This is a genomic window from Sporosarcina sp. FSL K6-5500 (genome assembly GCF_038005665.1).
Taxonomy (GTDB): domain Bacteria; phylum Bacillota; class Bacilli; order Bacillales_A; family Planococcaceae; genus Sporosarcina; species Sporosarcina psychrophila.
In genome coordinates, this window is the sequence record NZ_JBBOTP010000001.1 from 208,326 (window position 1) to 234,434 (window position 26,109).

Annotated in this window: 28 protein-coding genes; 7 read left to right on the forward strand and 21 right to left on the reverse strand. The window is 42.2% G+C overall.

Translation table 11 applies throughout. From position 1 onward, the window contains the following. Nucleotides 1-3: 3 nt before the first annotated feature. The 8 genes from MKX62_RS01000 to MKX62_RS01035 all read right to left on the reverse strand — a co-directional run bounded on the left by MKX62_RS01000 (nucleotide 4) and on the right by MKX62_RS01035 (nucleotide 7,016). Nucleotides 4-393 (reverse strand): DUF3397 domain-containing protein, encoded by a 390-nt coding sequence (locus tag MKX62_RS01000; RefSeq protein WP_187045447.1) that lies wholly within the window; start codon nucleotides 391-393, stop codon nucleotides 4-6. Further along, a complete protein-coding gene (locus tag MKX62_RS01005) occupies nucleotides 390-1,292 on the reverse strand; it encodes a ketopantoate reductase family protein (protein WP_187045448.1) in 903 nt (300 codons plus the stop codon). The genes MKX62_RS01000 and MKX62_RS01005 overlap by 4 nt, the downstream gene beginning before the upstream one ends. Nucleotides 1,293-1,520: 228 nt before the next feature. Then, entirely contained in the window at nucleotides 1,521-3,071 is a 1,551-nt protein-coding gene (locus tag MKX62_RS01010; RefSeq protein WP_338655785.1) for an acyl-CoA carboxylase subunit beta, read from the reverse strand. A 160-nt stretch (nucleotides 3,072-3,231) separates the two neighbouring features. Further along, complete coding sequence (locus tag MKX62_RS01015; RefSeq protein ID WP_067211496.1) at nucleotides 3,232-3,447, reverse strand: biotin/lipoyl-binding carrier protein; 216 nt, start codon at nucleotides 3,445-3,447, stop codon at nucleotides 3,232-3,234. After that, a complete protein-coding gene (locus tag MKX62_RS01020; protein WP_340740445.1) occupies nucleotides 3,444-4,805 on the reverse strand; it encodes an acetyl-CoA carboxylase biotin carboxylase subunit in 1,362 nt (453 codons plus the stop codon). The genes MKX62_RS01015 and MKX62_RS01020 overlap by 4 nt, the downstream gene beginning before the upstream one ends. A 391-nt stretch (nucleotides 4,806-5,196) precedes the next feature. Next, nucleotides 5,197-5,955: an enoyl-CoA hydratase/isomerase family protein gene (locus MKX62_RS01025; protein ID WP_340740446.1), complete on the reverse strand. Its 759-nt coding sequence runs from the start codon at nucleotides 5,953-5,955 to the stop codon at nucleotides 5,197-5,199. 330 nt (nucleotides 5,956-6,285) lie between these two features. Further along, nucleotides 6,286-6,459: a 50S ribosomal protein L32 gene (gene rpmF, locus MKX62_RS01030; RefSeq protein WP_067211505.1), complete on the reverse strand. Its 174-nt coding sequence runs from the start codon at nucleotides 6,457-6,459 to the stop codon at nucleotides 6,286-6,288. Nucleotides 6,460-6,482: 23 nt separating this feature from the next. Then, nucleotides 6,483-7,016: a YceD family protein gene (locus MKX62_RS01035; RefSeq protein ID WP_067211507.1), complete on the reverse strand. Its 534-nt coding sequence runs from the start codon at nucleotides 7,014-7,016 to the stop codon at nucleotides 6,483-6,485. 117 nt (nucleotides 7,017-7,133) lie between these two features. Between MKX62_RS01035 and MKX62_RS01040 the strand changes: the two genes are divergently transcribed. Further along, entirely contained in the window at nucleotides 7,134-8,363 is a 1,230-nt protein-coding gene (locus MKX62_RS01040; protein WP_340740447.1) for a nucleotidyltransferase, read from the forward strand. A gap of 145 nt (nucleotides 8,364-8,508) precedes the next feature. Here MKX62_RS01040 and MKX62_RS01045 read toward each other — a convergent pair whose 3' ends face one another. Then, nucleotides 8,509-9,555, reverse strand: a complete 1,047-nt coding sequence (locus MKX62_RS01045; protein ID WP_187045453.1) for a SepM family pheromone-processing serine protease — start codon at nucleotides 9,553-9,555, stop codon at nucleotides 8,509-8,511. A gap of 129 nt (nucleotides 9,556-9,684) precedes the next feature. On the opposite strand from MKX62_RS01045, the gene MKX62_RS01050 reads away from it, so the two are divergent. Beyond that, nucleotides 9,685-10,605, forward strand: a complete 921-nt coding sequence (locus MKX62_RS01050; RefSeq protein ID WP_067211514.1) for a hypothetical protein — start codon at nucleotides 9,685-9,687, stop codon at nucleotides 10,603-10,605. Between the two features lie 49 nt (nucleotides 10,606-10,654). Here the strand turns inward: MKX62_RS01050 and coaD are convergent, their stop codons facing one another. The 3 genes from coaD to MKX62_RS01065 are packed head-to-tail and all read right to left on the reverse strand — an operon-like array spanning nucleotide 10,655 to nucleotide 13,135. Further along, nucleotides 10,655-11,140, reverse strand: a complete 486-nt coding sequence (gene coaD, locus MKX62_RS01055) for a pantetheine-phosphate adenylyltransferase (RefSeq protein WP_067211517.1) — start codon at nucleotides 11,138-11,140, stop codon at nucleotides 10,655-10,657. Nucleotides 11,141-11,150: 10 nt separating this feature from the next. Further along, nucleotides 11,151-11,699: a 16S rRNA (guanine(966)-N(2))-methyltransferase RsmD gene (rsmD, locus tag MKX62_RS01060; RefSeq protein ID WP_187045454.1), complete on the reverse strand. Its 549-nt coding sequence runs from the start codon at nucleotides 11,697-11,699 to the stop codon at nucleotides 11,151-11,153. Beyond that, nucleotides 11,696-13,135, reverse strand: a complete 1,440-nt coding sequence (locus MKX62_RS01065) for a hypothetical protein (protein WP_340740448.1) — start codon at nucleotides 13,133-13,135, stop codon at nucleotides 11,696-11,698. The genes rsmD and MKX62_RS01065 overlap by 4 nt, the downstream gene beginning before the upstream one ends. Before the next feature lie 96 nt (nucleotides 13,136-13,231). On the opposite strand from MKX62_RS01065, the gene MKX62_RS01070 reads away from it, so the two are divergent. After that, a complete protein-coding gene (locus tag MKX62_RS01070; protein ID WP_067211524.1) occupies nucleotides 13,232-13,627 on the forward strand; it encodes a DUF7147 family protein in 396 nt (131 codons plus the stop codon). 3 nt (nucleotides 13,628-13,630) lie between these two features. Here the strand turns inward: MKX62_RS01070 and MKX62_RS01075 are convergent, their stop codons facing one another. Beyond that, nucleotides 13,631-13,903 (reverse strand): YlbG family protein, encoded by a 273-nt coding sequence (locus tag MKX62_RS01075; protein WP_067211526.1) that lies wholly within the window; start codon nucleotides 13,901-13,903, stop codon nucleotides 13,631-13,633. A gap of 524 nt (nucleotides 13,904-14,427) precedes the next feature. Between MKX62_RS01075 and MKX62_RS01080 the strand changes: the two genes are divergently transcribed. After that, nucleotides 14,428-15,339, forward strand: coding sequence for a glycerophosphodiester phosphodiesterase family protein (locus MKX62_RS01080; RefSeq protein WP_340740449.1), 912 nt, complete (start codon nucleotides 14,428-14,430; stop codon nucleotides 15,337-15,339). A 281-nt stretch (nucleotides 15,340-15,620) separates the two neighbouring features. On the opposite strand, the gene MKX62_RS01085 is transcribed toward MKX62_RS01080, so the two are convergent. Both MKX62_RS01085 and MKX62_RS01090 read right to left on the reverse strand, forming a co-directional pair. Further along, nucleotides 15,621-16,061: a YlbF family regulator gene (locus tag MKX62_RS01085; protein ID WP_067211531.1), complete on the reverse strand. Its 441-nt coding sequence runs from the start codon at nucleotides 16,059-16,061 to the stop codon at nucleotides 15,621-15,623. Nucleotides 16,062-16,118: 57 nt separating this feature from the next. Beyond that, nucleotides 16,119-17,558, reverse strand: a complete 1,440-nt coding sequence (locus MKX62_RS01090) for a UDP-N-acetylmuramoyl-L-alanyl-D-glutamate--2,6-diaminopimelate ligase (protein WP_340740450.1) — start codon at nucleotides 17,556-17,558, stop codon at nucleotides 16,119-16,121. A gap of 110 nt (nucleotides 17,559-17,668) precedes the next feature. Between MKX62_RS01090 and MKX62_RS01095 the strand changes: the two genes are divergently transcribed. Further along, a complete protein-coding gene (locus MKX62_RS01095) occupies nucleotides 17,669-18,400 on the forward strand; it encodes an amino acid kinase family protein (protein ID WP_067214025.1) in 732 nt (243 codons plus the stop codon). Between the two features lie 13 nt (nucleotides 18,401-18,413). On the opposite strand, the gene MKX62_RS01100 is transcribed toward MKX62_RS01095, so the two are convergent. Then, entirely contained in the window at nucleotides 18,414-19,484 is a 1,071-nt protein-coding gene (locus MKX62_RS01100) for a CAP domain-containing protein (protein ID WP_067211536.1), read from the reverse strand. Nucleotides 19,485-19,718: 234 nt separating this feature from the next. Here MKX62_RS01100 and MKX62_RS01105 point away from each other — a divergent pair, with 234 nt between their 5' ends. Both MKX62_RS01105 and ytvI read left to right on the forward strand, forming a co-directional pair. Further along, nucleotides 19,719-20,084 (forward strand): YugN family protein, encoded by a 366-nt coding sequence (locus MKX62_RS01105; RefSeq protein WP_067211539.1) that lies wholly within the window; start codon nucleotides 19,719-19,721, stop codon nucleotides 20,082-20,084. A gap of 134 nt (nucleotides 20,085-20,218) precedes the next feature. After that, nucleotides 20,219-21,277 carry a sporulation integral membrane protein YtvI gene (gene ytvI, locus MKX62_RS01110; RefSeq protein WP_067211542.1) on the forward strand — a complete coding sequence of 353 codons (1,059 nt, stop codon included), beginning with the start codon at nucleotides 20,219-20,221 and terminating at the stop codon, nucleotides 21,275-21,277. A 40-nt stretch (nucleotides 21,278-21,317) separates the two neighbouring features. Here ytvI and MKX62_RS01115 read toward each other — a convergent pair whose 3' ends face one another. The 5 genes from MKX62_RS01115 to ctaD form a co-directional block, all read right to left on the reverse strand. After that, nucleotides 21,318-21,779: a DUF420 domain-containing protein gene (locus MKX62_RS01115; RefSeq protein ID WP_067211545.1), complete on the reverse strand. Its 462-nt coding sequence runs from the start codon at nucleotides 21,777-21,779 to the stop codon at nucleotides 21,318-21,320. A gap of 146 nt (nucleotides 21,780-21,925) precedes the next feature. Beyond that, on the reverse strand, nucleotides 21,926-22,849 hold the full coding sequence (ctaG, locus tag MKX62_RS01120) for a cytochrome c oxidase assembly factor CtaG (RefSeq protein WP_067211548.1): 924 nt from the start codon (nucleotides 22,847-22,849) through the stop codon (nucleotides 21,926-21,928). Between the two features lie 406 nt (nucleotides 22,850-23,255). After that, nucleotides 23,256-23,603, reverse strand: a complete 348-nt coding sequence (locus tag MKX62_RS01125) for a cytochrome C oxidase subunit IV family protein (protein WP_067211550.1) — start codon at nucleotides 23,601-23,603, stop codon at nucleotides 23,256-23,258. 1 nt (nucleotide 23,604) lies between these two features. After that, entirely contained in the window at nucleotides 23,605-24,231 is a 627-nt protein-coding gene (locus MKX62_RS01130; protein WP_067211552.1) for a cytochrome c oxidase subunit 3, read from the reverse strand. Beyond that, nucleotides 24,231-26,105 (reverse strand): cytochrome c oxidase subunit I, encoded by a 1,875-nt coding sequence (ctaD, locus tag MKX62_RS01135; protein ID WP_187045460.1) that lies wholly within the window; start codon nucleotides 26,103-26,105, stop codon nucleotides 24,231-24,233. Before ctaD ends, MKX62_RS01130 begins: the two co-directional genes overlap by 1 nt. Nucleotides 26,106-26,109 lie beyond the last annotated feature (4 nt).

Sequence of the window (26,109 nt, forward strand, 5' to 3'; positions counted from 1 at the left end):
TACCTATCTTACATATTCGACGATCTTCATTACCATACCGGTAATGAAAAGAATGACATAGGCGGCCAATAAAACGAGAAAGTAAAATCGCCATGTTTTTCGCAAGAGCCGAGCAATTTGGAATTCCTTCACTTTGCTGCGCTCAATGAAGGCATAGACAATCGCAATGATGATTGCAATCCCTATTATGTAAACCCATATTCCTTGTCCAAATATCGCTTGTGATACGACATAGACCGCTATAAATAGCAACGGAGTCGTGACGTCCGCGGCAAGCCCAAGGATGGACGCTGGAGCTTTACCCATCTTCCGCATAACAACCATGAAGGCAATCGTCACAATGAACGGAAACAAAATGATCATCCCTAGAAAAGCAGCAACCACTTCATTCATAGCTTCGCCCCTTTCCACTCAACGGCAAACAACATCTGTTCATATGTCGTAAGAAACGGTAACGACTTGTTACGTCCATTTGCTTTTCGAATTACAGCAGTAACAATCGTCTCGATTTCCATCGGTCGGCCAGCCAAACGATCCACTAGCATCGACGAGCGATTGCGTGCAGTTTTTCTACAGACATCCGCTACGTCTTCGTACGAGAGAATCGACTGCATTTCTGGAAACGCATCTAGCAGTTCTTCATACAAGGCATTGAAAAGTGTGAGGCAATAATCGTTTGTAAGCAACTCACCATTCTCAACCTTGAGAATGGCTGTCAATGGATTGATCATGCAATTAATCAGTACTTTTCGCAGAAGGATCTGTTCCGCATCTGAATGACGCCTTATTGGAAATATGTCCGAATGTACCTGTCCAATTAAATCGAATAGGCTGTCGTCACCGTGGGCAGTTGCAATTGTTACCATCCCAACCCCATTATGTGAGACAGTACGGTCATCTATCCGGCGCGCTCCATGCTCGACAGTCGCAAATGCAACATGCGGAAATTCACAACTCTTCACCAATTCCAAATGCCCGATGCCATTCTGGACGAACAGGACAGGATTGATTATATGTGTTTCCTGCATTTCTGAAAGGAGATCACGGAGACCTGCATATTTGACCGCCACAACCCAAAGCGCGGTAGCCGATAGATTTCGGATATCCGTCGTCGCATGCACACGCAATACGTCTGTAGTATTGTCTTGATTAATGCGTTGAATTCCTTTTGCTCGAATTAGTTCAGCTTGCTCTTCTCTTCTCACGTAGAACGTCACGTCTATTCCAGCCTCGGACAAAAATGACCCAAGCAGTAGTCCAATTGAGCCTGCACCAGCAATGATTACCTCCATACGTTATCCCTCCTTTCAAATGAAAAGCGCAAAGCGCCGTTCAGCCCCGACAGGCATAAGATGGTTTGCGAGGAGGCGCACTTCAGCCACCACAGCAAAACGATTTATGACCCAAGGGGGTGGCGCCTGGAGCTAGACACTGTTCCGTATCAAAAATCGTACACTTATTTTTCTTTAATTGAAAAGGCCCACCTGAACTTCAGTGGACCTTTTTTGTTCTATACTCGATTATACAGGATAAACTGGATGTTTTCTTGGTGGTTGTGGAACATCTTTTGTACTGTAGAAACGATATCTATCCGCAAGCACACCTCTTAAGCTTGATGGTGCTACAATTTCATCAATAATCAGTTCAGATGCCATCTTATAAATATCAATTTCTTCTTTGTATTCCTTATGTTTTTCCTGAACAAACGCAATCCGCTCTTTTGGATCTTCAATCGCTTCGATTTTATTCGAATAGACTGCATTTACTGCTGCTTCAGGTCCCATAACCGCAATTTGAGCAGTCGGTAACGCGATACAGACATCCGGCTCAAACGCTGGACCTGCCATCGCATACAGTCCAGCTCCATAAGCTTTCCGGACAATAACTGATATTTTCGGAACAGTCGCTGAACTCATCGCCATAATTAATTTCGCGCCGTGGCGAATAATTCCTGCACGCTCAACTTTCGTTCCAATCATAAAGCCCGGAACGTCGGCAAGGAATAGCAGAGGAATAGAGAATGCATCACAAAGATTAATGAATTTCGTTGCTTTGTCTGCAGAATCCACAAACAAAACTCCACCTTTTACTTTCGGTTGATTGGCAATGATACCAACCGGTTGTCCTTCGATTCTAGCCAAACCTGTAATAATTTCACCGGCAAATAATTTCTTAACGTCAAAGTAACTGCCCTCATCAATTAATGCGTCAATCGCTTCATACATATCAAATGGCGCGTTTTGGTTTTCCGGAATGATTGCTTCAAGCGTTCGGCCTACTTTCGCCTCCACCGTTTCTTTTAAAGCGGGTTTTTCTGTAAAGTTCGCAGGGAAATATGCTAGATAACGACGCGCTTCCGCAATCGCTTCTTCTTCATTCGCCGCAAGGACATCGCCGCAACCACTCACTGAACAATGCATGCGGGCACCGCCCATTTCTTCCAGTGTTACTTTTTCACCGATTACTTTTTCGGCCATACGCGGTGAACCTAAATACATCGACGCATTGCCCTCTACCATAATAACGATATCGCAAAATGCGGGTATGTACGCACCACCTGCAGCGGAAGGACCGAATAGAACACAAATTTGCGGGATGAAACCCGATAACCTCACTTGGTTGTGGAATATCTTCCCTGCACCGCGACGGTTTGGGAACATGTCAAGCTGATCTGTAATACGAGCTCCCGCTGAATCGACAAGATATAGCATTGGTACACGGTTCTTCTCTGCAATTTCCTGAATACGAATAATCTTCTCAACCGTACGGGCTCCCCATGACCCTGCCTTCACCGTTGAATCATTCGCCATCACACAAACCGTCTGGCCGTTCACTTTCCCCATCGCCGTAACGACACCATCCGCCGGTAAATCCCCTGCTTCACAATTGGCAAACCTACCGTCTTCTGTATATTCCCCGTCATCGAAAAGAAGTTCCAATCGATCTCGGACGAAAAGTTTGTTCTGCTCTTTCAACTTTTCGTGATATTTTGGATGGCCCCCTGCAAAAATCCCTTGCAATTTCGCTTCAAGTTTTTCATTGTAAGCCGTCTGTTGTGTTATTTTAGTCATTTATAAAACCCCTTTCATCAACCATTTTCCCGCATTCCCTTATGTCTAGCTCCAGCGCCTAGCCCCTCGAGTCGCTTCAGTCCTTAAGTTAAAGGCAAAAAGCGCCTTTATCTTTAGGCCTTCCAGCGCTTTTCGGGTCTACCAAGGCGCTTACGCTTTTCTAGATTTCGATTGTAGCTAGAACGTCTTCTTCGTTAACGAAATCGCCGACTTGTACATTAATCGTTGCTACTTTTCCAGCCGATTCCGCTTCAACCGGAATTTCCATTTTCATCGATTCGAGTACGATGATAACTTGTCCCGCTGTTACTTCTTCCCCTACCGCTGCGTTCACTGTAAACACTGTACCTGCCATCGTTGCTTTTAATGCTGTCATTTTATTGTTTCCTCCTTTTGTTTTGCGCTCCATGTGGTTAAAACCGCTGTCGAATAGTCACCTGTAAGGAATTCCTCAGATTTCAGAAAATTATTGAATAGCGGTATATTCGTTTTCAAACCTTCAATTTCTACTTTTGAAAGGAAAGCTGCCGATTTTCGAATCGCTTCTTCCCGAGTTGTTGCGTGGACAATTACTTTTGAGATGAGTGGATCATAGAAAGGCGTCACTTTCCCACCCTCAACATATCCTGAGTCAATACGGATTCCCGTAGTATCTCCCCAATCAAGTTTATTAATTGTCCCCGGTGATGGCAAGAATTTAACCGGATCTTCCGCGTAAATACGGAATTCAATTGCATGGCCTGTCGACTTGATGCTCGTTTGGTCTATCACAGGAAGCTTATTGCCGTTCGCAATTTCAAGTTGCCATTCGACAAGGTCAAACCCAGTCACTTCTTCAGTCACCGGATGTTCAACTTGAAGTCTAGTATTCATTTCCAAAAAGTAGTGTTCATTATTTTCATCGACAATAAATTCGACCGTTCCTGCATTTTTATAAGAAACCGCTTTTGCTGCATCGACTGCCGCTTTATAAAGACGAAGGCGCGCTTCTTCCGGCAAGTGTGGTGAAGGTGATTCCTCAATCACTTTTTGGTTACGTCGTTGTACCGAACAATTACGTTCAAACAAATGGACAACATTTCCGAAGTTGTCTCCGAAAATCTGCACCTCGATATGACGGGCATTCGTTATGAATTTTTCAAGGAAAACAACATCATCCCCAAAATATGCTTTCGCTCGATTCTTTACGGATTGGAATTGTTGACTGAGCGCTTGCTCATCTTCACAACGAATCATACCGATCCCACCACCGCCAGCACTCGCTTTCAGCATGATCGGATAACCGATCTCAACTGCTGCACGCACGGCATCTTCCAAAGAAGTAATTCCTTCATCAGTTCCAGGTACGACCGGCACCCCTGCCGCTTTCATCGTTACACGTGAACCGATTTTGTCACCCATCTTATCAATTGTATCTGCATCAGGCCCGATGAATTGGATTCCCGCAGCTTGTACTTTACGTACAAATTCTGCATTTTCAGAAAGAAGCCCGTACCCCGGATGAATGCCATCTACTCCCGCACGAACCGCAATTTCGATTATATCATCCGCTTTTAAATAGGATTGTTGAACTTGTGCAGGTCCTAGCAAGAACGCCTCGTCCGCTTCTTTCACGAACGGCATGTCCGCGTCTGCTTCAGAATAGACAGCGACAGTGGCAATACCTAGACGTTTACAAGTCTTTATGATTCTAAGAGCGATTTCCCCACGATTCGCAATCAGTATTTTATCCATATTAATCCCCCAAACAATTTGATGTGTATTTCTCCATCCCTCTCTAGTTTATACGATGAATGAAAGCGATTTCAACCTTTGTCTGAAAAAAACATCTTTTCATGCCATTTCAACTAGTCAATTTCCGGAAGTTTTAACTTCAAAATGGTTTTGTGCGATTAAAAAGTCGTGGCGGTCATAATACGGCTGATGCCAAGCATAATAGGGCTCATGCCGGTCATAATCGTACCCAAGGCGAGCATAACTGGCCCCATGCCGGTCATAACAAGATGGACGGTCCCAATCAAAGCAAAAAACGCCTTATAACTAAGGGACAATACTTAACTTATTTAATTCAATTAAAAAAACCGTTGCACATGCATAGGACATGTACAGCGGTCTTTGAAACAATTTATTTTTTCGATAAAAACTGCGCCACTTCTTCATGGTGTGCATCACTTCCCCAAAGAATTGAACATTGACGCGACTCTTCAATCATTCGGTCACGAATAAAATCAGCTGTCCATTTCCGAATAGCAATCGTTTTATACGCTCGATGGACAGCTGGATGATGAGCGGACATTTTGGCAAGAAACCGTTGAAGCCCTTTTTCAGCAGTGCCCTCATAAATTTCAGTCGCCCAACCCGCTTCAAGCATTTGATCAGCCGTATGCACCCCAGCTTCAGACAGTAAGCGCAACACACGGTCATGCTTGCCATCTTTTTCAAACAGCAGCGTAGCACCGCCCCAACCCGTAGTAATAGCAAGTGTCCCTTGAATGAAACCAGCCTTTGCTGTGGATGACATGACCCTGTAATCACAAGCAGTAGCAATTTCACAACCACCACCTACGGCAGCACCATTGACGAGCGCAATGACAGGCATCGGCAGCGTGGCAACCCGGTATAATAGCCCCGACATTCTGCTTAGCATCGGATACGCCTCATCGGCCGTACGCAAGGTATGAAATTCAGATAAATCTCCACCCGAACAGAATGCCCGATCTCCCGCACCCGTAATGACGGCATATGCGACTTCTTCATTATTTTCAATACGATTTAGAAATTGTTCGAGGCCATCCATAACCGTATAGTTAATGGCGTTGCGCATTTCAGGACGGTCAATTGTAAAAGTAGCAATTCCATTTTCGATAGCAATTGTGTAAGACATGTCCATTCCCCCCATTGTGTGTATAATTTGAATAAAGATTTCCTTCAAATACGCTTCGGCACTCCGGGGTGCCTTCCGCTTTTCTTACTGTCTAGCTTCAGGCGTCAGCCCCTCGAGTCGCTTCAGTCCACAGGAAAAGGCAAAGAGCGCCTTTTTCCTGTGGACTTCCAGCGCTTGTCGGGGCTAAACGACGCCTTCCGCTTTTCTTGTTGTCCAGCTACAGCGGCCAGATGCTCGGGTCATAAGCCGGCCGCTTCCGCTTTTCTTGGGTATAGAAAAAAGGCCACCGTGAGCCATGGTCTCACGGTAGCCTTCATAGGCAAATCTTACTTATTCGCCTACAACTTCTTTTCCTTTGTAATGACCGCATGATTTACAAATGCGGTGAGCCAATTTGATTTCGCCACAGTTAGTACAAGTAGTCATTCCCGGTACTTGCAATTTATAATGCGTACGGCGCTTGTTTTTAACTGTTTTGGATGTTCTTCTTTTTGGTACAGCCATCTGGGGCACCTCCTTACGTTCGCCTATTCGTCCTTGGATTCAAAGAACTTTGCCAAATCGGCAAGTCTAGGATCCACTTTCGTTTCCAGTTCCTTACGGAGCCTGGCATTGTACACCTCGTCAGTCGCGTATGACCAGCCTTTTCCTTCAGCCTCTTGCATATCATCAGCATTTTCGCTGAAAATTTGAAGCGGCACTTCAAGGAGGACGAGCTCCTCAAATACAGGGGTCGGATCGACTACCTCACCCACAACAGGATGAATTTCATCATCTGATGCGAGAACTTCTTCATCCCAGCTGAACTGTTCGTCAGCTTCGATTACGAATGGTAATTCGACGTCTTCCCATGTTCGTGAACAGGGTAATGTCAACGTACCTTCGAGCCGGAATCGGCATATCAATTTCTTGGAGCTGATTGTACAACTTCCGGTCACTCGGACAGGCGTAATATTCCGGATTTCCGGATTCCGTTTTTTCACGGATTCAAGGTCGACAGCTTCGTCAAGCGGCATCGCACCTTGTCTGTATCTCTGCAATTGATGGATTGACCATTTCATGTCTATCACCTCAAGACAACAATGTTGATTATATAATGGGCGAAAAGGGATGTCAAGATATTTTCTTGTCACTTCGTCAGCCGCATAGGTATAATTAATATTCATTGTAGCAAAGGAGTGTCGAATTTGAAAGCTTCAGGAATTATCGTCGAATATAACCCGTTTCACAACGGGCATCTTTATCACGCGATACAAGCAAAAATAACAACTGGCGCGGATGTTGTAATTGCCGTCATGAGCGGTAATTTCCTACAACGGGGGGAACCTGCATTTGTTGATAAATGGTCCCGGGCGAACATGGCCTTGAAAAACGGTGTGGACATCGTTTTGGAGCTTCCTTATGCATTCGCGACATCTAATGCCCCATCCTTCGCCAGAGGTGCTATTCAGCTACTGGACGCTGCTCAGTGCAGTGCTTTCTGCTTCGGTAGCGAAGATGGTGAAGTTAACTCTTTCGAAAGAAGTCTTCTTCTTCTCCAACAAGCCGGCGACAATTATGAACAAACTGTGAAAGATGCTGTCAGCCGGGGACTCAGTTATCCAAAAGCGTTGAATGAGGCTTACACCATGGCCGCCAATTCCTCAACAATCGAAGGACCACTTGCTGATCTCTCGAAACCGAACAACATTTTAGGTTTTCATTATATGGAAGCTGCTAGGAATATTGACTCCGAAATGAAAGCCGTCACAATCCCGCGCATTGTCGCCCAGTACCATGACGACGCTGTAGCAGGTAACCCAATTGCAAGTGCAACCGGCATCAGAAAATCCTTTTTTGAATCAGAGACGCTCGGAACGATTACAGACTTCATGCCAGATACAGCACTCGAACTTCTACACGATTGGCAAGCGGAAAATCAATCTTTTGGAAACTGGCCGACTTTCTATCCCCAGCTCCGTTTCACAATTTTACGGGAAGGACCAAAACGACTTGCGATGATTGCAGACGTAACGGAAGGAATTGAGAATCTGTTGTACCGCGCGGCAGCCGATAACGGCACATTTGAAGGCTTCATGAAGGACGTGAAATCCAAAAGGTACACTTGGACCCGACTTCAGCGCATGTTTACTCATATATTTACCGGGTTTACGTACGATATACGGAGCAGTATGAAAACTCCTTCCTATCTACGATTACTTGGAATGACATCTGCCGGAAGATTATATTTGAATGAACATAAAAAAAGGCTGAAGCTTCCTCTAATTAGCAAAGCAGCCGCCTTTTCAAATCCTTCACTTGATTTCGATATCCACGCAGCGGATATGTACGCACTCGGTATCGGAAACGGCACTTCTAGTTCCCGAATCGGTGTTGATTACAATACACACCCAATTATCATTCAGTGAAGATGTTAGTTTGAGATAAAGATTCCGTTCAACTCCGCTTCGGTGCTCGGGGATGGCTTCGGCTACCCCTGTAAGGCGCCTTCGCTAAATTTACATGGCAGTTACTGGCACCACACACTGCATAGAAAAGACCACACCAAACAACTTACTTCTTTTCCAACGTCGCTAAATAATCAAGTGCATCATCTACAGTTTCCACCGGCACGATTTTCATTTTTGTGCCGATTTTCTCTGCCATCTTTACAGCTTCTTCGTAATTAGTCAGTATTCCAGGATTTGCCGCCCTTACTTCATCAGGTAAATCATCTGCTGGTGCGAAGAATATTTCCACGTCTTGGCGGGAAGCAGCAATCACTTTAAAGTCCGCGCCCCCAATTCTTCCGACGGTTCCATCCTCCAACATTTCTCCAGTTCCAGCAATGTTATATCCTTTTGTGAGGTCTTCATCAAGCAACTGGTTCATAATTTCAAGCGTGAACATCAGACCCGCAGATGGTCCACCTATATTCGATGTTTTGAAATCGACTTCTGGATCAGTCGTGAGTGTTCGATCCTCTTCAAAACGTACGCCAAGTCCTGCCCGTCCATCACTATCAGGTATCTCTTTCAAGACAAGTGTTACATCGAGCTTCTTGTCATCCCTATCCAACGAAATCTTTACTTCATCACCCAATTTCTTATCTCCAATAAGCGTAAAGAATTGTCCTGATTCTTTCAACTCCACACCGTCAATCACACGAATCTTGTCTCCAAGTTCCAAGATACCGTCGGCCGCGCCTCCTTCGAGGACCATCATGACAAATACACCATCGTACTGGATATCAACAGGAATACCCGCTTTTTCAAATGCAACTGTAATTGCATTGAACTGTGAACCAGTCATGAGTTTCTTCTGTCGAATATTATATTCCTTGTCATTTTCTCCATCTCTTCTTACATTTTCAGCAGGAAGAAGCTTCTTCTTATCGGTGAATTTCGATAAAACATAAGAAGCTGGTGTCGCTTTTGAAACGGAAATCGTCATAAGACTGAATGTCCCAATATCGTTGTTATCTCCGCCTACCACTTCAACGAGTGGATCCAAGTCATAAGCTCCTCCTGGCTGCGATATATAAGAATCGAGCGGGTAAATGAACAAAATGGCTATGATAACAAGCAAAACACCTATCATACTGAATCGTTTCTTTCTCATTTTAGGACCACCTCCGTTAATAGCCTGTACTTTCTTTACATATATATAAGTGTAGCACCAAAAAAAGACTGACAAAAGATTTATACCTAATTTTTTCGTCATGCTTGGAAATCGAAAGGAGCCGAGTGCGTGGTCAACGGAATACATGCACGCCTTTATCATATGATAAATCTTTCAGTCGTTTGGGGACTTATCATCCTGTTCATTTTACAGCCAAGCGTTGCACATGCCGGAGCCGAAGCTGGCGCACAGTTATTTATCCATGCACTGCTTCCTTATTTACTGCCCTATATCATATTGACACAATGGCTTTTAAAAATGCCCAATCGTACACAGAAAGTACCGAAGTGGAGGCGTTTTTTGAAAGCATATGTACTCGGATCATTTGGCGGATTCCCGGTCGGTGCAGTAACAGTGACCGAAATGATGAAAAACGGTGAATTATCTCAGAAGCAAAGCGGCCTACTTCTAGCTGCATGCCATGCACCCGGGCCGATGTTTATCATCGGCTTCGTTGGAACAGAACTATTCGGAAATGTAAGTTCAGGGTGGAAGTTACTTGCGGCCATCCACATCGCGAATATTTTATTCTTTTTACTTGCAGTAGCTTTTCTGCACCGCGAAAGCGAAATAGAAACACCTCTTTCACAACCTCAAAAGAAAGTAAAAGGGGTGCCACTTCTAGACGCTATCAAGGAAAGTTCGACAATCATTATTCTTGTCGCAACCACGGTCATTTTCTTTTCCTCTCTCGGAACCGTGCTGTCAACAGTTTTCACTTCGGCATTCACTGTGGAGATGGGGATTTCGAAAACAATTGCCTTAGCCATTTTCGAAATGACATCAGGTGTTCAATCAGCAACAGATCACTTTTACGGCTTGCCGTTTTTCCCTTTTCTTATCGCTGCAATCATTTCCATGAACGGATTGAGTATCCATATGCAAGTTTTTGTCATCGCAAAGACCTGCAAAATCTCGATGACCCCTTACGTAATCGGACGAATTTGGAGCATCATTGTCGTTCCGGTAATCTTCTACCTTATTTATTAATATAAAATGGTTATGATGAAAGTTTAATTTCATCATAACCATTTAACAATCATCGAGTTTGATATTTCTTTTTCAACGCCTCTTCAACTTGCATTGGCACAAGTCCGGAGATTTCACCGCTGTACTTTGCCACTTCTTTGACAATACTCGAACTGAGGAACGAATACTGATTGTTCGTCATGATGAAAAATGTCTCGATACTCTCATCGAGAAACCTGTTCATAGACGTAATTTGCATTTCATACTCAAAATCGGAAACGGCACGCAATCCGCGAACAATTACAGATGCCCCTACACTCTTGGCATAATCAACGAGCAATCCAGAAGACGACTCCACTTTCACATTCGGAAACACAGACGTCACCTCTTCAATAAGCGCCATACGCTCTTCGACAGTAAACAGTGAGTTTTTTGAGGAGTTATTCATCACAGCAACTCTGACGTCACCGAAAACCCTCGCTGCTCTCTTGATAATATCTAGATGCCCATTCGTTAACGGGTCAAAACTTCCGGGCACAACTGCAATTTTCGACATTATTGAAACCTCATTTCTCATAAATAGATACAGCGCTATTTCCATACACTGAACTTTTTATCTTATAATAACTGCCGTACGCTTCTGGTAATTCCAATTGCTTTTCATGCTCACAAACGATGACAGCGTTTTCAGTCAGAAGGTCTGCTTCTACAAATTCAAGTGCCAAATTATAAAATGCTGTTTCCGCATACGGGGGATCGATAAAAAGAAGTTTTGCTTTCTTCCCTTCCGCTTGCAAAACTTTAACCGCATTTCTAGCATCCGCACGCTTGATATGTAATTCTTCCGTAAATCGGCATTTTTCCGCGTTCGCTTTAATAATCGCACACGCTTTCACATTTTTTTCAAATAGGAATGCCTCATCGATTCCTCTTGATAAAGCTTCAAGGGAAAGAGATCCGCTGCCCCCAAACAATTCTACTGCAATTCCACCATCAAAGTAAGGCCCGATTATATTGAATACGGACTCTTTCACTTTATCCGATGTCGGGCGTGTATCCGTCCCCTGTAAAGATTTCAAGGGAATACCTTTTCTAGTTCCTGCAACAACTCTCACTTGTCGCCCTCCTCTACCAGTGTTGACATTCTGATGATATCAATCGTATCTGCCGTTTTCTCGACACTTAATAGGAACAACCGTTTAAACCAACTCTCTTCAAAATATAAATCACCTTCCAGTACTTCGAATGGCATAGTTACAACATCGTATTTTTGTTCATTATAGACATAGAATAGTTCTTTCCTAGGAAATCTAAATTTCCTGATGCCATTTTCAATGTAAATGGACCGCGCATTCGTCTTGATGGTATAGCCCGCAAGGTTTAAAATTCTCTTCGCTGGATACAGGGTCTTTCCATCCTTCAATAGAATTCGAATATCTGTAGTGCTAGTGCCATCAAATTTGATTTCCCGTGGATCTTCGATAAGAAACGGATGAGCAGTTGTATCATCATGAATATTTTTCGTAAAGTAAGATGTCTTAAAGCCTGTTATCTCTCCGGCTATCGCGTCCAAAACAGATGCATTAAGCTCTTGCCCTGTCATATTATTCAACACTTTTTTGAATTTCCCAAGTTCCTCTACTGTAATTGATTCAGTAAGGACTTGATAAGCTTTACGTGATTTCCCGAGTCCTGTTGGCGTTTCTCCTAGAATCGAAGCTACCAGTTCGGCCGTCATGCGTTCGTTTTCGGGTATTGTAAAACGCGCATACATACTTTCCCTTAGCAATCGAACCGATACTTTATCCACATCCGCATTTTTTGAAACGATAAACCGGGTAGCATTAACAGCCTGACGTGTATCATCAATTACAATCGTTGAATGATTGGCATCAATTGCTTTAAGTACGTTATCCACTTCCCCAAGTTGCTCAGTATTGCCGCTTTCCCCAAATACCGAGAGCCTATCCCCAGCATAGAGCACAGGCAAATTATTCCGCTGCCAATAAAGTTCCTTGACTTCTCCCTTGCCACGGAATAATGAATAATTGATGTTCGTCATTTTTTTAGTACCCACTCGCTCCAAACCATTTACCCATAATCCACCAACCCCTGTTTCATCAGTCATATGGAATAATGTGTGCGAGGCAGAAGAAGCATGTAGTGTAGCGAACGGTTCGTTGAATAGAGCTGTTTGTTTTAGAGGTCCTTTTTTGGGTATTTCATACGAAATGGATTGTCGTCCATTCTCCCCTTCAAGAAAAGCGATAGAATTCTCATCCATTCGATTGCAGGATGTTGCGTCCGCAAGATAACAAGAACGATTGGTGCTGGCTTTTGGCCAAACAATTTCATACCGCATGTCCAATAAGCCACTGAAATGCTGGCGGATATGAAGAGCATCGGGACGATTTACCACTTCAATCTCTTGGGTGAACTTTACAACGCTAGGCTCTTTACTGTCTGCGCCTACCGCTTGATAATAATGCATATAAATTAGAAGACCGTTCACAATCAGTAAAAGAAACATAGTCCTTACGATAAATTTCAAATCCTACACCCCCTAGGACGAATTGATGAATGCACCTTGGCGCTCACAATGGTATGATAAGTCTAGATTTACGTATTTAGAAAGGTAGTGTTATGTATGATATTAAATCAACGATTCATAGAGCTTGGCGAAGGATATGGAGATGTTTATGAACTATGCGAATTAATCAAGTCGAATAGCGACCGCCTGCATAGGACGTTCATCTTATCCTCAGAAACACCTTCAGGTCATGCACTGTCACTCGCGGCAGCCTTCGAACCCGCAAATGACGGTAAGTTCATGCCTATTTACATTTGCCGGGAAGGAATTATCCAGCAGAATACCATCAAATCAAAAAGAAGGCTACTTTTTGAGGAAACAGCAGAGAAAGTTGGGAGCACGCCAGCAGTTATCGAGTTGAAAAACTCTTCAGTATTTGCGGAAACTGAGTTGTTTTATCAATACACAATTGGTATTCTGCGTATCAACAAGCTGCTCCCTCCATTAAGATAGTTCTTATAACCCGGTTTTATAATCATATTCTTTCGCTTTATCCGGTTTGGCATTTTCGTATTCCGTTTTCACAAATGGGCGGTAGGACGGCAAAACCTTTTTTACAGATGGAAGACGTTCTATTTTCCCCATGACCGTATCGACATCTTCCATATTGCAATAAAGGACAACATACTTCATTGTGCGTGATATATAATGGACATGACCGTATTTTCGAAATGACTTTGCTTGTTTTAAATGATGAAGATAGACAATAATACCTTGACGATCGATCATAGATTTCCCCTCTTTTCCTAACCCATACAATACCATAGGACTGAAAAGCCCTGCAACAATAGAAATGCAGAAGGCGTCGTGTAGCCCCGACAAGCGCTGGAGGGCCACAGGAAAAAGGCATTCTTAGCCTTTTTCCTGGGGACTGAAGCGACTCGAGGGGCTGACGCCTGAAGCTGGACAATAAGAAAAGCGGAAGGCGTCGTGTAGCCCCGATAAGCGCTGGAGGCCCACAGGTAAAAGGCGTTCTTTGCCTTTATCCTGGGGACTGAAGCGACTCGAGGGGCTGACGCCTGAAGCTGGACAATAAGAAAAGCGGAAGGCGCCCGCTAGATGCGACAAGTAGGTGGGATGCAGTTCAATCCCACCCTGCTGGAGGACTTGAATATAAGGCGCTCTTTGCTTTTATATTCAAGAAGGAAGGCGGAAGACGCCTGAATCTGGACACTGAATATTGCTGACAACGTCAATATTTTGCCCTATAATGGGAAAAATAGAGCTGATTCTTAAGGAGGCATCTAAACTAAATGGGTAGAAAAACAAATGTGGTCCTCACAGTAGGTGCGGCAGGCGTTGCCGCGTGGGCAGCTTCCAAAGTTGTCGCAAAACCGGTACCACGTGAAGGTAAAAAAGCACTCGATTTCGATAATCCAGTCATTCTTGCCCACCGAGGTGGACTAGCAGAGGCTCCTGAGAATACATTGGCCGCATTTTCAAAATCGGCCGAGCTTGGCGTACATGGTTTTGCAGTCGATATCCGGTTAACAAAAGACGAGGAAATCATTGTTTTTCACGATGAATTTGCAGATCGAACAACAGATTTCTCTGGAAGAATTGCCGACTATACCCTTAGCGAATTGAAAATGGCTGATGCAGGTTATCAATTTGAAGATGAGGATGGAAATCATTCTTACCGTGGAAAAAACGTAGAAATTATTACCCTTCGTGAACTAATACAGAAGTTTCCGCATATGCTAATTGTTATTAATCTAAAAGATTCTCCTGATACATACGAAGGTAGCTTGATTCCTTCCAAACTTTGGAGACTTCTTGAAGAGCTGGGTGCTGAAGACTGTGTCGCAGTAACAAGCTCATATGATGAACAGACCGACAGATTTAACTTGTACGCACAAAACAAAGTTGCAACCGGTGCGGGTGATAACGAAGTAAAAAGAGCATACGCCTCTTTTACAAGCATGTTCGGTCATCTTTATAGTCCCCGTGCAGACTTGTTCAGAATTCCAGAAAAACTGGGCGTATTTTCTCTCGGCACTGAAAGTTTCATGAAGTTTCTTACCCAAATTAATATTCCAGTTTATTTTGAAGGTGTGAATGATAAAGAGTCGTTCGTTAAACTTTTACATGTTGGAGCAGCTGGTTTCATCACAGACAGACCGACCGTCGCGATGAAAATTGTCCAAGAAAACGTAGGCGATTAAACAAAAAACAGGTTGCATCCATGTCGACTTTCCGACATGGATGCAACCTGTTTTTTTTATGTCTAGACTCCCTAAGCTAGATGGCACTTACGTTTTTGTTTTTGCTTAGGAATTTATAAATTCTCGGACTGTGGATAACCTGCGAAAGATGATGTTTTACGTCTAGACTCCAGCGCCTAGAGGCTCGGGTCATAAGTCGGTCCAGCTGTGCGGCAAAGAACGCCGCTTCGCCAGCCCGTCTTATGCCTGTCGCCTCTGAACAGGCGCTTACTCTTTTGTTTTTAAGCCGAACACGAACAGCCTCCGCCGGTGCCGCAACTTCCTCCGCAAGATGAGTCGGAAAAGAATGCACTGCCAGCCGGAACTTTTACTTCATCCGAAACCGATTTAGCGATGATTGAACCAATTTCGTCAAATATAAATTGAACGTCATTCTCAGCCAATCGAAGAGCCGCAACCCGTTCGTTCATATCAAGCTCACGTTTTTGTACGCGGATGCTTTTCATTACTATATTATGATCCGGATGGTATCTTCCGAATCGTTGAACTTCTTCATAACGTTCCTTCATTGCCGTGAACTCTTGAATTGACTTCACAAGTTCATTGTCTGAATAGACATCATCATGGGCTTTGCGGTATTCAGCTACCGCTTCAGAAGAGAGCAACATTGCCGTTAAGTCTTCTGCGTCTTCAATGATGGTGATCCATTCGTCTGTCATCATAGAATGATCCCCTCCAATCATCCATTTATCATAACAGAAGAGATGGTAAACTTGCATCTATTCCATATTTATTTCTTTAATATCCAAAAACGTTTTTTCAGAAAGAGCACGTGCTGCTTCTTCGAGATCAGAAAATGGTATCAGACCATCAGCCGTGTGCTGCGATTTTTCATGACCTTTTCCAGCAATTAGGACGATATCACCCGGCGCCGCGCAAAAAATCGCTTTTCGTATTGCATATTTCCGATCTAGTTCGGCTTCAATCGCCGAACATTCACCTCCGAAACCCTCCATAATATCCGAAATAATTGCTTTAGGATCTTCATTTCTTGGATTATCTGATGTAACAATGACAATTGAAGAGTACAGGACAGCGAGTTCACCCATCTCAGCCCTTTTTCCTTTATCTCGTTGGCCGCCGCACCCAAAGACTGTAATCAATCTCCCATAACACGAATTGGATAGCGTTTGCAGTACCGCTTCAAGCGCATCTGGCGTATGAGCATAATCTACGTAAACTTTTACACCATCCCGCTCAAGTTGCTGCAATCTACCTTCTGGAAGCTGTAACAGTTCGCAGTGCAGCAAAATATCATCTAAGTAATAGCCAAGGACAAGAAGTGCACTAATTGCTGCTAATGTATTCATCCGATTATAATGACCCAGTATATCAGGATTCATTTTTAGTTCTGGGACTTGGACGTCTGCTGACGAATTCGTCCCAAAATAAACCAGTGGAACAGTTGCATTTTGAACCATTTCCACACATTCTTTATCATCATTGTTAACAATGAATGTTTTCGCCATTTGAATTAAACGCTTTTTCGCATTTATATAAGCAAACTTTCCACCATGTTCTTCGTAATGATCAGTCCCAATATTCAATAGTATTCCAATGTCGATATCACAATGATCTAAACGATTCGAAGACAATCCAAGTGATGATGCTTCAAGAACAATATGACTAACATTTTCATCAACACATTTCTTTAATAAAGGATGGAGGTATTCCGCGGGTAATGTTGTCATTTTGGGGCATTCATAATCAATCTTAACGCCATCGATAAAAATGCCTGTCGTACCGATAACAGCCACCCGATTTCCAAATTTGCTTAATAACTGACCGATGAAATGTGTAACTGTCGTTTTTCCATTTGTTCCAGTCACCGCAATCATTTTCATTCTTTTGGCAGGATTACCAACTAATTGCGCACTTGCATGAGACATGAACTTTGTGCAATCCGAAACCGTAATGACAACAACATCAGCTGGTATTTCTGTCAAATTTGTTCTATCAATAACAATAGCTGCAGCACCTTGTTCAATTGCTTTTTTAATATACTTCACGCCATCGCTTTGATTACCTTTCCTGGCTACAAACACGCATCCTTTCTTTACCCGTGAAGAATCTTCGGTTATTCCCGTGACAACAGTCCTGAGTTCCCCGCCATTGACTGTACAAGGCCAGTCTTTTATAAGCTCCGTTAAAAACAGCACCACTCTCCCCTTCCCGAACATTTTTCTGTGAAAATGAATATATTGAGAGCGAACATACTTTATCGTATGAAAAGAACTCAATGAACGTCACGAAGAAAGTTGGGAGCCTTATGATCATCCAGAAATTCGGTGGAGTAGCAATGAAAAATGAAGAAATGAGATTGAATTGCATTAACCATATAAAAGATGGACTAAATGAGTTTGGCGATGTCGTTGTTGTCGTATCTGCTATTGGTCGCTACGGCGATCCTTATTCGACGGACAGCCTTCTTCAGCTTACGGATGCTTTTTCATCTTCAGCAGCCGCAAGCGACCTTGCAGTGTCCTGTGGCGAACTCATTGCTGCCGCAGTTATATCAGCCGAACTAACACGAGCAGGTGTCCCCAACATTGTCCTGCATGGCATTAAGGCTGGTATAATGACTGTTGGAGAATTTGGAGATGCTACGATTGACCACATCGACCCTGCGTCCATTGCTGAAAACCTTAAACAAACCCGTTGTATTATTATTCCAGGCTTTCAAGGGATCGATAACAACGGGCATGTCATGACACTTGGGAGAGGTGGCAGCGACTTGTCTGCAATCGCGCTTGCAGGAGCACTCCAAGCGTCCCATGTAGAGTTTTTTAAAGATGTACCTGGCGTTATGACTCATGATCCGCGCAAAGTGGAGAACCCCCGTAAACTGGACCTGCTGAAGTTGGACGATTTCATACCACTTCTAGATTGTGAAAGGCCAATCATTCAAAAACGGGCTGCATTACATGCAAAAAAAACGGCGACACCTCTTTATATAAGAGGTGTCGCCAGTACGGAGACAGGAACTTGGATTATTCCTTGAGCAGCAATGAACTTCATTGCTGCCTTTTTTCTTCTGCAAGCTCACGAATCATAACCTGTGTATAATATTTTCCATATGCACCTGTCCCTAGATGTGTGACTTCCTTTTCAAGCAAGACATCACGGTGCGCGGGAGAATTAAGCCAACCATGGACTGCCTCAATTGCATCCACATAGTTGAAAGCAATATTTTCCCGTGCTTTACGATGTTCAATTTCTGCCTCTTTTAACCTATCCGCAAGATTACCGGTCACAGGAGATTCATGGGAAAAGTAATTTTCAAGCGCCATATCCTCACTATGTTTTCGTGCTACAACAGCAAGATCGTAATCACTCAAAAGTTCATTCAATCCATGGTTTTTCCGATAAATATTAGTTAAACTGAAGATTTGACGCTCCATTGCACGATCTACTTCCATCTGCATTGTTGACGATGGACGATCCGCACTAACGATTTCCCCCATATAAGCCATGTCATAGGGCTGGTGCAAAATTAGTGTAATTGGATCAATAAAACGTATCGCTTCCAATTCCCCATCCACACCGTCGATATAAAGCTGCGCATAGACATTCTCATATTCAATAAGCAGCCTATTATTCACATCATCCCCGTTCAATGTAAATGTATAGATACTTTCTCCAATTTGTACAGCCACTTCTGACTCAACAATCGTAAATCGATAGATGTCTTTCACATCCTGCCCAATTTCAAAAGGCTCAATATCGGAGGATAAATCCGCAGTATAAACTTGATTTACTTTCCCTTCCCAAACGCCTACCATTAACTGTTGATCTTTATCGTATATCCACCAATCGTAACCATAGTCTGAGGGTTCAATTCGATCTGGCTTACCCAACTGCTCAAATAGACTGTCTACACTCTTACCGACAAACAGGGACAGGCCCGATTCAGGCCGTGCAGCTTGCGGTAGCGGTAAACCATCCCCACTTCCAGGCACTGGGATCGCCGTCCCATGTTTCACAGGCGACTCAAGCGGTTTATTTTCTTTCACTCGATCATCCATAATATAAAATATCAATAGGACGATGATGAGTAGAATTATTATTTTCCAAAGTGCTTTCATTTTTCGACCTACTTTCTTGAGTATAAAGTTTAGTCAGTTCTTATAAGGATAATACTACTAAATGATTTCTTCTTTCATTATACTTCGTCTATCTGTGAAAAATGTTAAGTATTATCTTATTTATTAAATCATACGTTTGTTGACACAATGTTGTCATTGCAACTGCTGGTGATTTGTTCTATTATAAATAGGTATAGGGAATTGGCTCAACGATATATAAGGAGGATATAAACTATGTATATTGAAGATACAGGCATTGAAAATATTGTTACTGACTTATCAATACTTGATGAAATCATGTTAAAACACGACCTTGTCCGCGCAGGTCAATGGGACTACGAACGCGCAACATTTGATAAGAAATATATGATCAAAGAAGGCACGTTTTATTTGCGCGTATTCAGTTATACAACTGATGGCGATGTTGATACACGCCAAGCGACTATGATCCTTAAAAAACCAGTTGTCGGCAAGCATTACTATCCACATGGCGTTGAATACGGCGAAGGGGAACATTTCCCTGAAAGCCTTGTCAAAGACTGTGTTGCAACACTAAAAGCAGTAAGCGAAGCACTACAGCCTTATAATCTTAAAAAATAACTATGTAATAACCGCCGGAGAACTCAATGTTCTCTGGTTTTTTTATGTTTATTTACCCTTTTACTTTTCCCGACTAATCAATTGCCCATATTTTGGCTATAATTGAAAGAGTGAATAGTTTGGGGGAATAACCATTGGCAAAATGGCTTACAACACGAAACATTAGTATCATACTCATTATAATTTTTATTACTATAACTTTCATCTTTATCATTCCGATATCAATACCAATCATTTTTGCACTTCTTACGGCTTTACTGATTGACCCAATCGTTAGACTTACCGAAAAAAAGTTTAAATGGAGTCGAAAAACGTCGGTCATTTCAGTGTTCATTTTTATCCTAGTTATTTTAGCTTTGTTCTTCTATTATGCAGTCACTCAGTTAGTGGGTAAAATCATACATTTCACAAAGGTAGCACCTGACTATTTCAATTCGCTATCCGGCGTCTGGATTGATGCGCAAAGCAAATTATTCCAATTTACATCTGGAATGCCAAAAGATGTTGTCACTGCAATACAGAAAGAATTCAAAAACATATTCGAATCTATTCAAGAATCAATTCTGGGTTTACTCAGTTACGATAAGATTATGGCTCTAATGACTGAAGTTCCAAATTTCCTTGTCAACTTGAGTGTTTATATCATCGTACTTTTCTTATTTATGCTCGAATTACCTGAATTAAAGAAAATGTTATTTAGACACTTGACTACTTCTACGGCAGAAAAAGCACGGTTCATAATCGCTAAACTAAATTCTGCTTTTTTCGGTTTTATGAAAGCACAGTTTATTGTCAGTTTTATTATTCTTGGAGTTGCTTTTGTCGGACTGTTTTTAATTACACCTAAATATGCACTCATCATGTCCCTCACAATTTGGATTATCGATCTAATCCCCATCCTCGGATCAGTTATTGTCCTTGCGCCCTGGTCACTTTATCAGTTCATCAGCGGTGATATCGCAACAGGAACGAAACTTGCGATTTTGGCAGCAATCTTACTCATTATACGAAGTACAATCGAACCTAAAGTGATGGGATCTCAAATCGGCTTATCACCGCTCCCAACACTAATCGCTATGTTTCTAGGACTGAAGCTATTCGGCTTCCTCGGATTATTTATTGGACCATTAGCTGTCATTCTCTTTACAACAGCCCGTGAAGCCGGAATCTTCAAAATCAATTTCAGGATTTAAACAAAAACGCTTTCACATATTTGTGAAAGCGTTTTGTTCGTTAAAAACCAAGAATTGCTTTAAACATTGACGTTACTTCCCCACCCTTATAAAAAACATAAAGAAGTAAATAAACAGCAACACCTGTTATTGCTGTGAAGAACCAAATAACACTCGTGATTGGACCAAGCTTCCGATGTCTGACCAAATTATTCTTCAATCCTGCATTAATCGTCACCACACCAAATACTGCTCCTGTTGTCGCAAGTATTATGTGGAAAATAAGGAAAATCGTATAATAGATTTTCAAATTCTCCGGACCGCCAAACGACGTATTACCAACCAATATAGTTCTCGAAACGTAAATGATTAAAAAAAGAATTGCTGATACCGCGGCTGCCAGCATCGTTTTCTTATGCGCTTCAATTTTCCTTTTACGAATTAAGTTCCATCCTATTGCAACTAGTACTGCTGATAAAACAATAAAAAACGTACTTATTGTAGGTAGAAAGGGCAGATTCATTCATTATTCCCCCGATTTGTAAAGTTTCCCTATATCTGTATATGTTGAATTAAATAATCCCATTGAATCTGTTGGCGACAGAAGGCTCCCCTTAAAAGGTGCCTTCGCTGTTTATATAAGTATTAAGATTTTCAACTTATAGCCTATTATCTATATAACGTCATTTTTTGACGTTCCAATAACGCGTTGGCAGTAATTTCTTCTGCATTGTCCTGCTCTTCTCTATGCCATTTAATAAAAATACTACCTAGGACACCAACATAAATGATTTCTTGGAACACTTTCATAATAATTCCACCAAGTTGCTGATCAACTAATGTAGGCATATTGGTAAATAATTCAGGACCTGAAATGCCTAAGCCCGCTAATCCTGAAAGTGTACTTGCGGGCACACAAAGCGCCATTGCCCGTAACCAAGATTCGCCAGATTTATATGTTTCATAAACAGGTACATCTACGAAAATGATAAGGGAACATGCAGGTGTGATCAATATTGCACTTAAAATAATATAACCTATTTTTTTCAAGCCATGAAGCTTCGGCTGTCCCTTCAGCGTATTAATGATTGGCCACCAGAAAAACACCGCCGCAACAAATAACGTGATAGTAAAAATTGTGTGCAATGGAGCACTTAATTTCACATTATCTAAAATAAGTGGAATATGGTAAACGGAAAACATACCACAGAATACCAATAGACTGAGAATCGGTTTAGTAAAGAAAGTTATTATGCGGTCAAGAATCCCAATATCAAAAACTTTTTTCCACATCCAGTTAGGAATCCCCATCATGATTAATGGAGCAACCACAAGCAATAGAACCGCCATTTGAACCATGTGAATTGAAAATAAGATATGACCAAGTAAATCTACAGGTGAACCTTTGACAACATAAAGTATAACCATCCCGGACATGAATAAGATTATTTGTTTTCTTGTAACGGGATACGTATCCTGAAATCGATGACGCATTTTAGTCGTCAATAATAAATATAAGGCCATACCAAGTATGATAATTAGTAAGAACCACGGACTCCACAAAGCTCGGAATCCAAATATACTTAAAGGCATTGCCATCGCTCCCTTTTTTAAAGTCTTTCTTTATTATAAAACTAATAGCGGTGTAACTCAATGTACGAACTATGACAATTGATAAGAAAAGTGCAAGGCGCCGTCCAGCCCTGACAGGCAGATATGAAAAGGAAGGCAGTCTAAGAGCTCCCCGTGTTGTCTTAAACGGCTTCTTGACTACCTCCTCACTTGGGCAACGTGGAGGTAGTCAAGAAGCTACCAAGGAGGAATGAACGGCTTATGATCTAGGAGGAAACGCAGCCTAAGTGCGCCACTTTCTGAGGGCCTCCTGGCGGTTGGAGCTAGACACTGTTCCATGTTGAAAAACTTATACTTTCTAAGCTTTTAAAAAAAGAAAAAGCCTATGGAGAATAAAATCTTCCATAGGCTTTCTTGTCTATTGATATTACCACCAAACAATTGCTACAAACGTTAACACAACAATGAATCCAAAAATGGCTCCCGTATACATGAACATTTGTGGAATACCATGTCCTTTTTCATTCATGTGCATGAAGTAATACAACTGTAAGCCAACTTGCACAGCTGCAAAAAGCAGAAGCGTTGGGATAATCAAATACTTAGAAAATCCAGCTACGTCAGCTTGATAAGCCATAACCATTGAAAATGACATAATCGTTAAGAAAATCATAAGCGAGAACATCATAATCTGACCGCGCATTGACTTACGTGCGCGTCTTTGACCTAAGTTAAATTCAGCTGGTGACTTTTTATAAACTTGAACGTCAGACATATTAACCTATCACTCCCATCAAGTAGACTACAGTGAAGATGAATACCCAAACAACATCGATAAAGTGCCAGTATAACGAGAATGTATAGTACTTAGGCGCGTTATACAAGTTCAGTCCGCGCTTGGAGTTACGGAAGATGAGTAGCGTAAGCCAGACAAGTCCGATCGCTACGTGGAAACCGTGCGTACCAACAAGCGTATAGAATGCAGAACTAAATGCACTGTTATCAAATGTAAAGCCTAAATGTATATAGTGTACAAACTCATACACTTCGAGCGCAAGGAAACCAAGCCCAAGGAATGCAGTAATGACAAGCCATAGCTGCATTTTCTTGAAATCGTAGTTTTTCAAATGATACATCGCGTATACACTCGTCAAAGATGAAGTTAATAAAAGCAACGTCATGACGAAGACAAGCGGTAATTCAAAAAGCCCTTGTGTCGAAAATTCAAATCCACTTGGTCCTTTGTTCTTTAAAGCAAGATAGGTCGCAAAAAGCGTTGCGAACAAGATTGTCTCTCCGCCAAGGAACAGCCAGAATCCAACAAATTTATTCTTTGCCTCTAACGTTGCTTTTTCCGGATGATCAGGCCACGTCTCAGGGGTGAATTTTTTATTCAAATCCATTATTTTTGTCCCCCTTTACGTTTCATATCTCTTAAGATGTCTTCTTTCTTAACATAGAAGCCAAGATCGTCTTTCAATGAACGCATTGCCATAGAAGCGAAAGTCCATATAAGACCAATTACTAGAACTGCCATTCCCCATGATTCCTCAGTACGGAACATTGCTCCAAATCCTGCAATGAACAGACCTAAACTTAACATGAATGGAATGAAAGAACCGTTCGGCATATGGATATCTTGAACAGGTTCAGCCGGAGTAATTCCCGACAGATTACCTTCCATTTTTTCGATGTACACTGTATCAAGACCACGTACAAGTGGAGTCTGCGCAAAGTTATAGAATGGCGGTGGAGATTCAATCGCCCATTCTAGCGTACGCCCGTCACCCCAAGGGTCATTTGCTACACGTACGTTTTTAATTGAAGTTACGATAATGTTATAAACCATAATCGTAATCCCAATAGCCATTAATAGTGCACCTACAGAACTAATTAAGTTTGCTGAGTTCCAACCTTGACCATCCATGTATGTAAATACACGACGCGGCATTCCCCAGAAACCTAACCAGTGTTGAATTAGGAATGTTAAATGGAAACCGATAAAGAAGAACCAAAATGTAACTTTACCAAGTGCTTCATTTAGCATTGTACCGAACATCTTCGGCCAATATAGATGCGTACCCGCAAGTATACCGAATACAGTACCACCAACGATTACATAGTGGAAGTGAGCAACAACAAAGTATGTGTCATGCAATTGGTAATCAAGTGGTGCAGTACCTAGCATAACACCCGTAACTCCACCCATAACAAACGTTGGGATGAAGCTCAGCGCCCAAAGCATTGGTGTTGTTACTTTAATACTTCCGCCCCATATGGTTAGCAACCAGTTAAATATCTTAACTCCAGTAGGTATGGCAATAGCCATTGTCGCTACAGAGAAGATCGCGTTTGCTGTTGGCCCAAGACCAACTGTAAACATATGGTGAGCCCAAACCATGAAGCCTAGGAATCCAATAAGGACGGTAGCAAATACCATCGCTGAATAACCAAATAGTCTTTTTCGAGAGAAAATTGTAAAGATCTCCGAGAAAATACCGAATGCCGGTAAAATCAGAATATATACTTCAGGGTGACCAAATATCCAGAATATATGCTCCCATATAATGGTATTACCACCCATCACAGGATCGAAGAAGTTAGCACCAAACATTCTTTCAAATGTCAGAAGGAAAAGTCCTACTGTAAGTGGTGGGAATGCGAACAGAATCATAGCTGACGCAACGAACGTAGTCCATGTGAATAATGGCATACGCATATACGTCATCCCCGGTGCACGCATATTGATAATCGTTACGAGGAAGTTAATCCCCCCTAATAACGTACCACCACCGGCTATTTGAAGTCCTATTGCATAAAAATCAACACCATGTCCTTCAGATGCCATTGCAAGTGATGCGTAAGATGTCCAACCTGCATCAGGAACTTGACCAAAGAACCATGATACGTTTAAGAATACTCCACCGAAGAAGAACATCCAAAAACCTAGTGAGTTAAGAAATGGGAATGCTACATCACGCGCTCCAATTTGGAGTGGCATAATGGCGTTCATAAATCCAATTAATATAGGCATGGCCGCCAAGAAAATCATCGTCGTTCCGTGCATCGTAATAATTTGGTTAAATATTCCCGCACTGACGAGATCGTTGTTTGGCGTTAAAAGTTGCAAACGAATGATCATTGCTTCTATACCGCCGACTATGAAGAAGAATCCTCCACCTAGGAGATAAAGGATACCGATCTTCTTATGGTCAACTGTTGTAAGCCAATCCCATAGCGTTGCGCCAAAACCTCTTTTTTGAGCAACTGAACTCAATTTG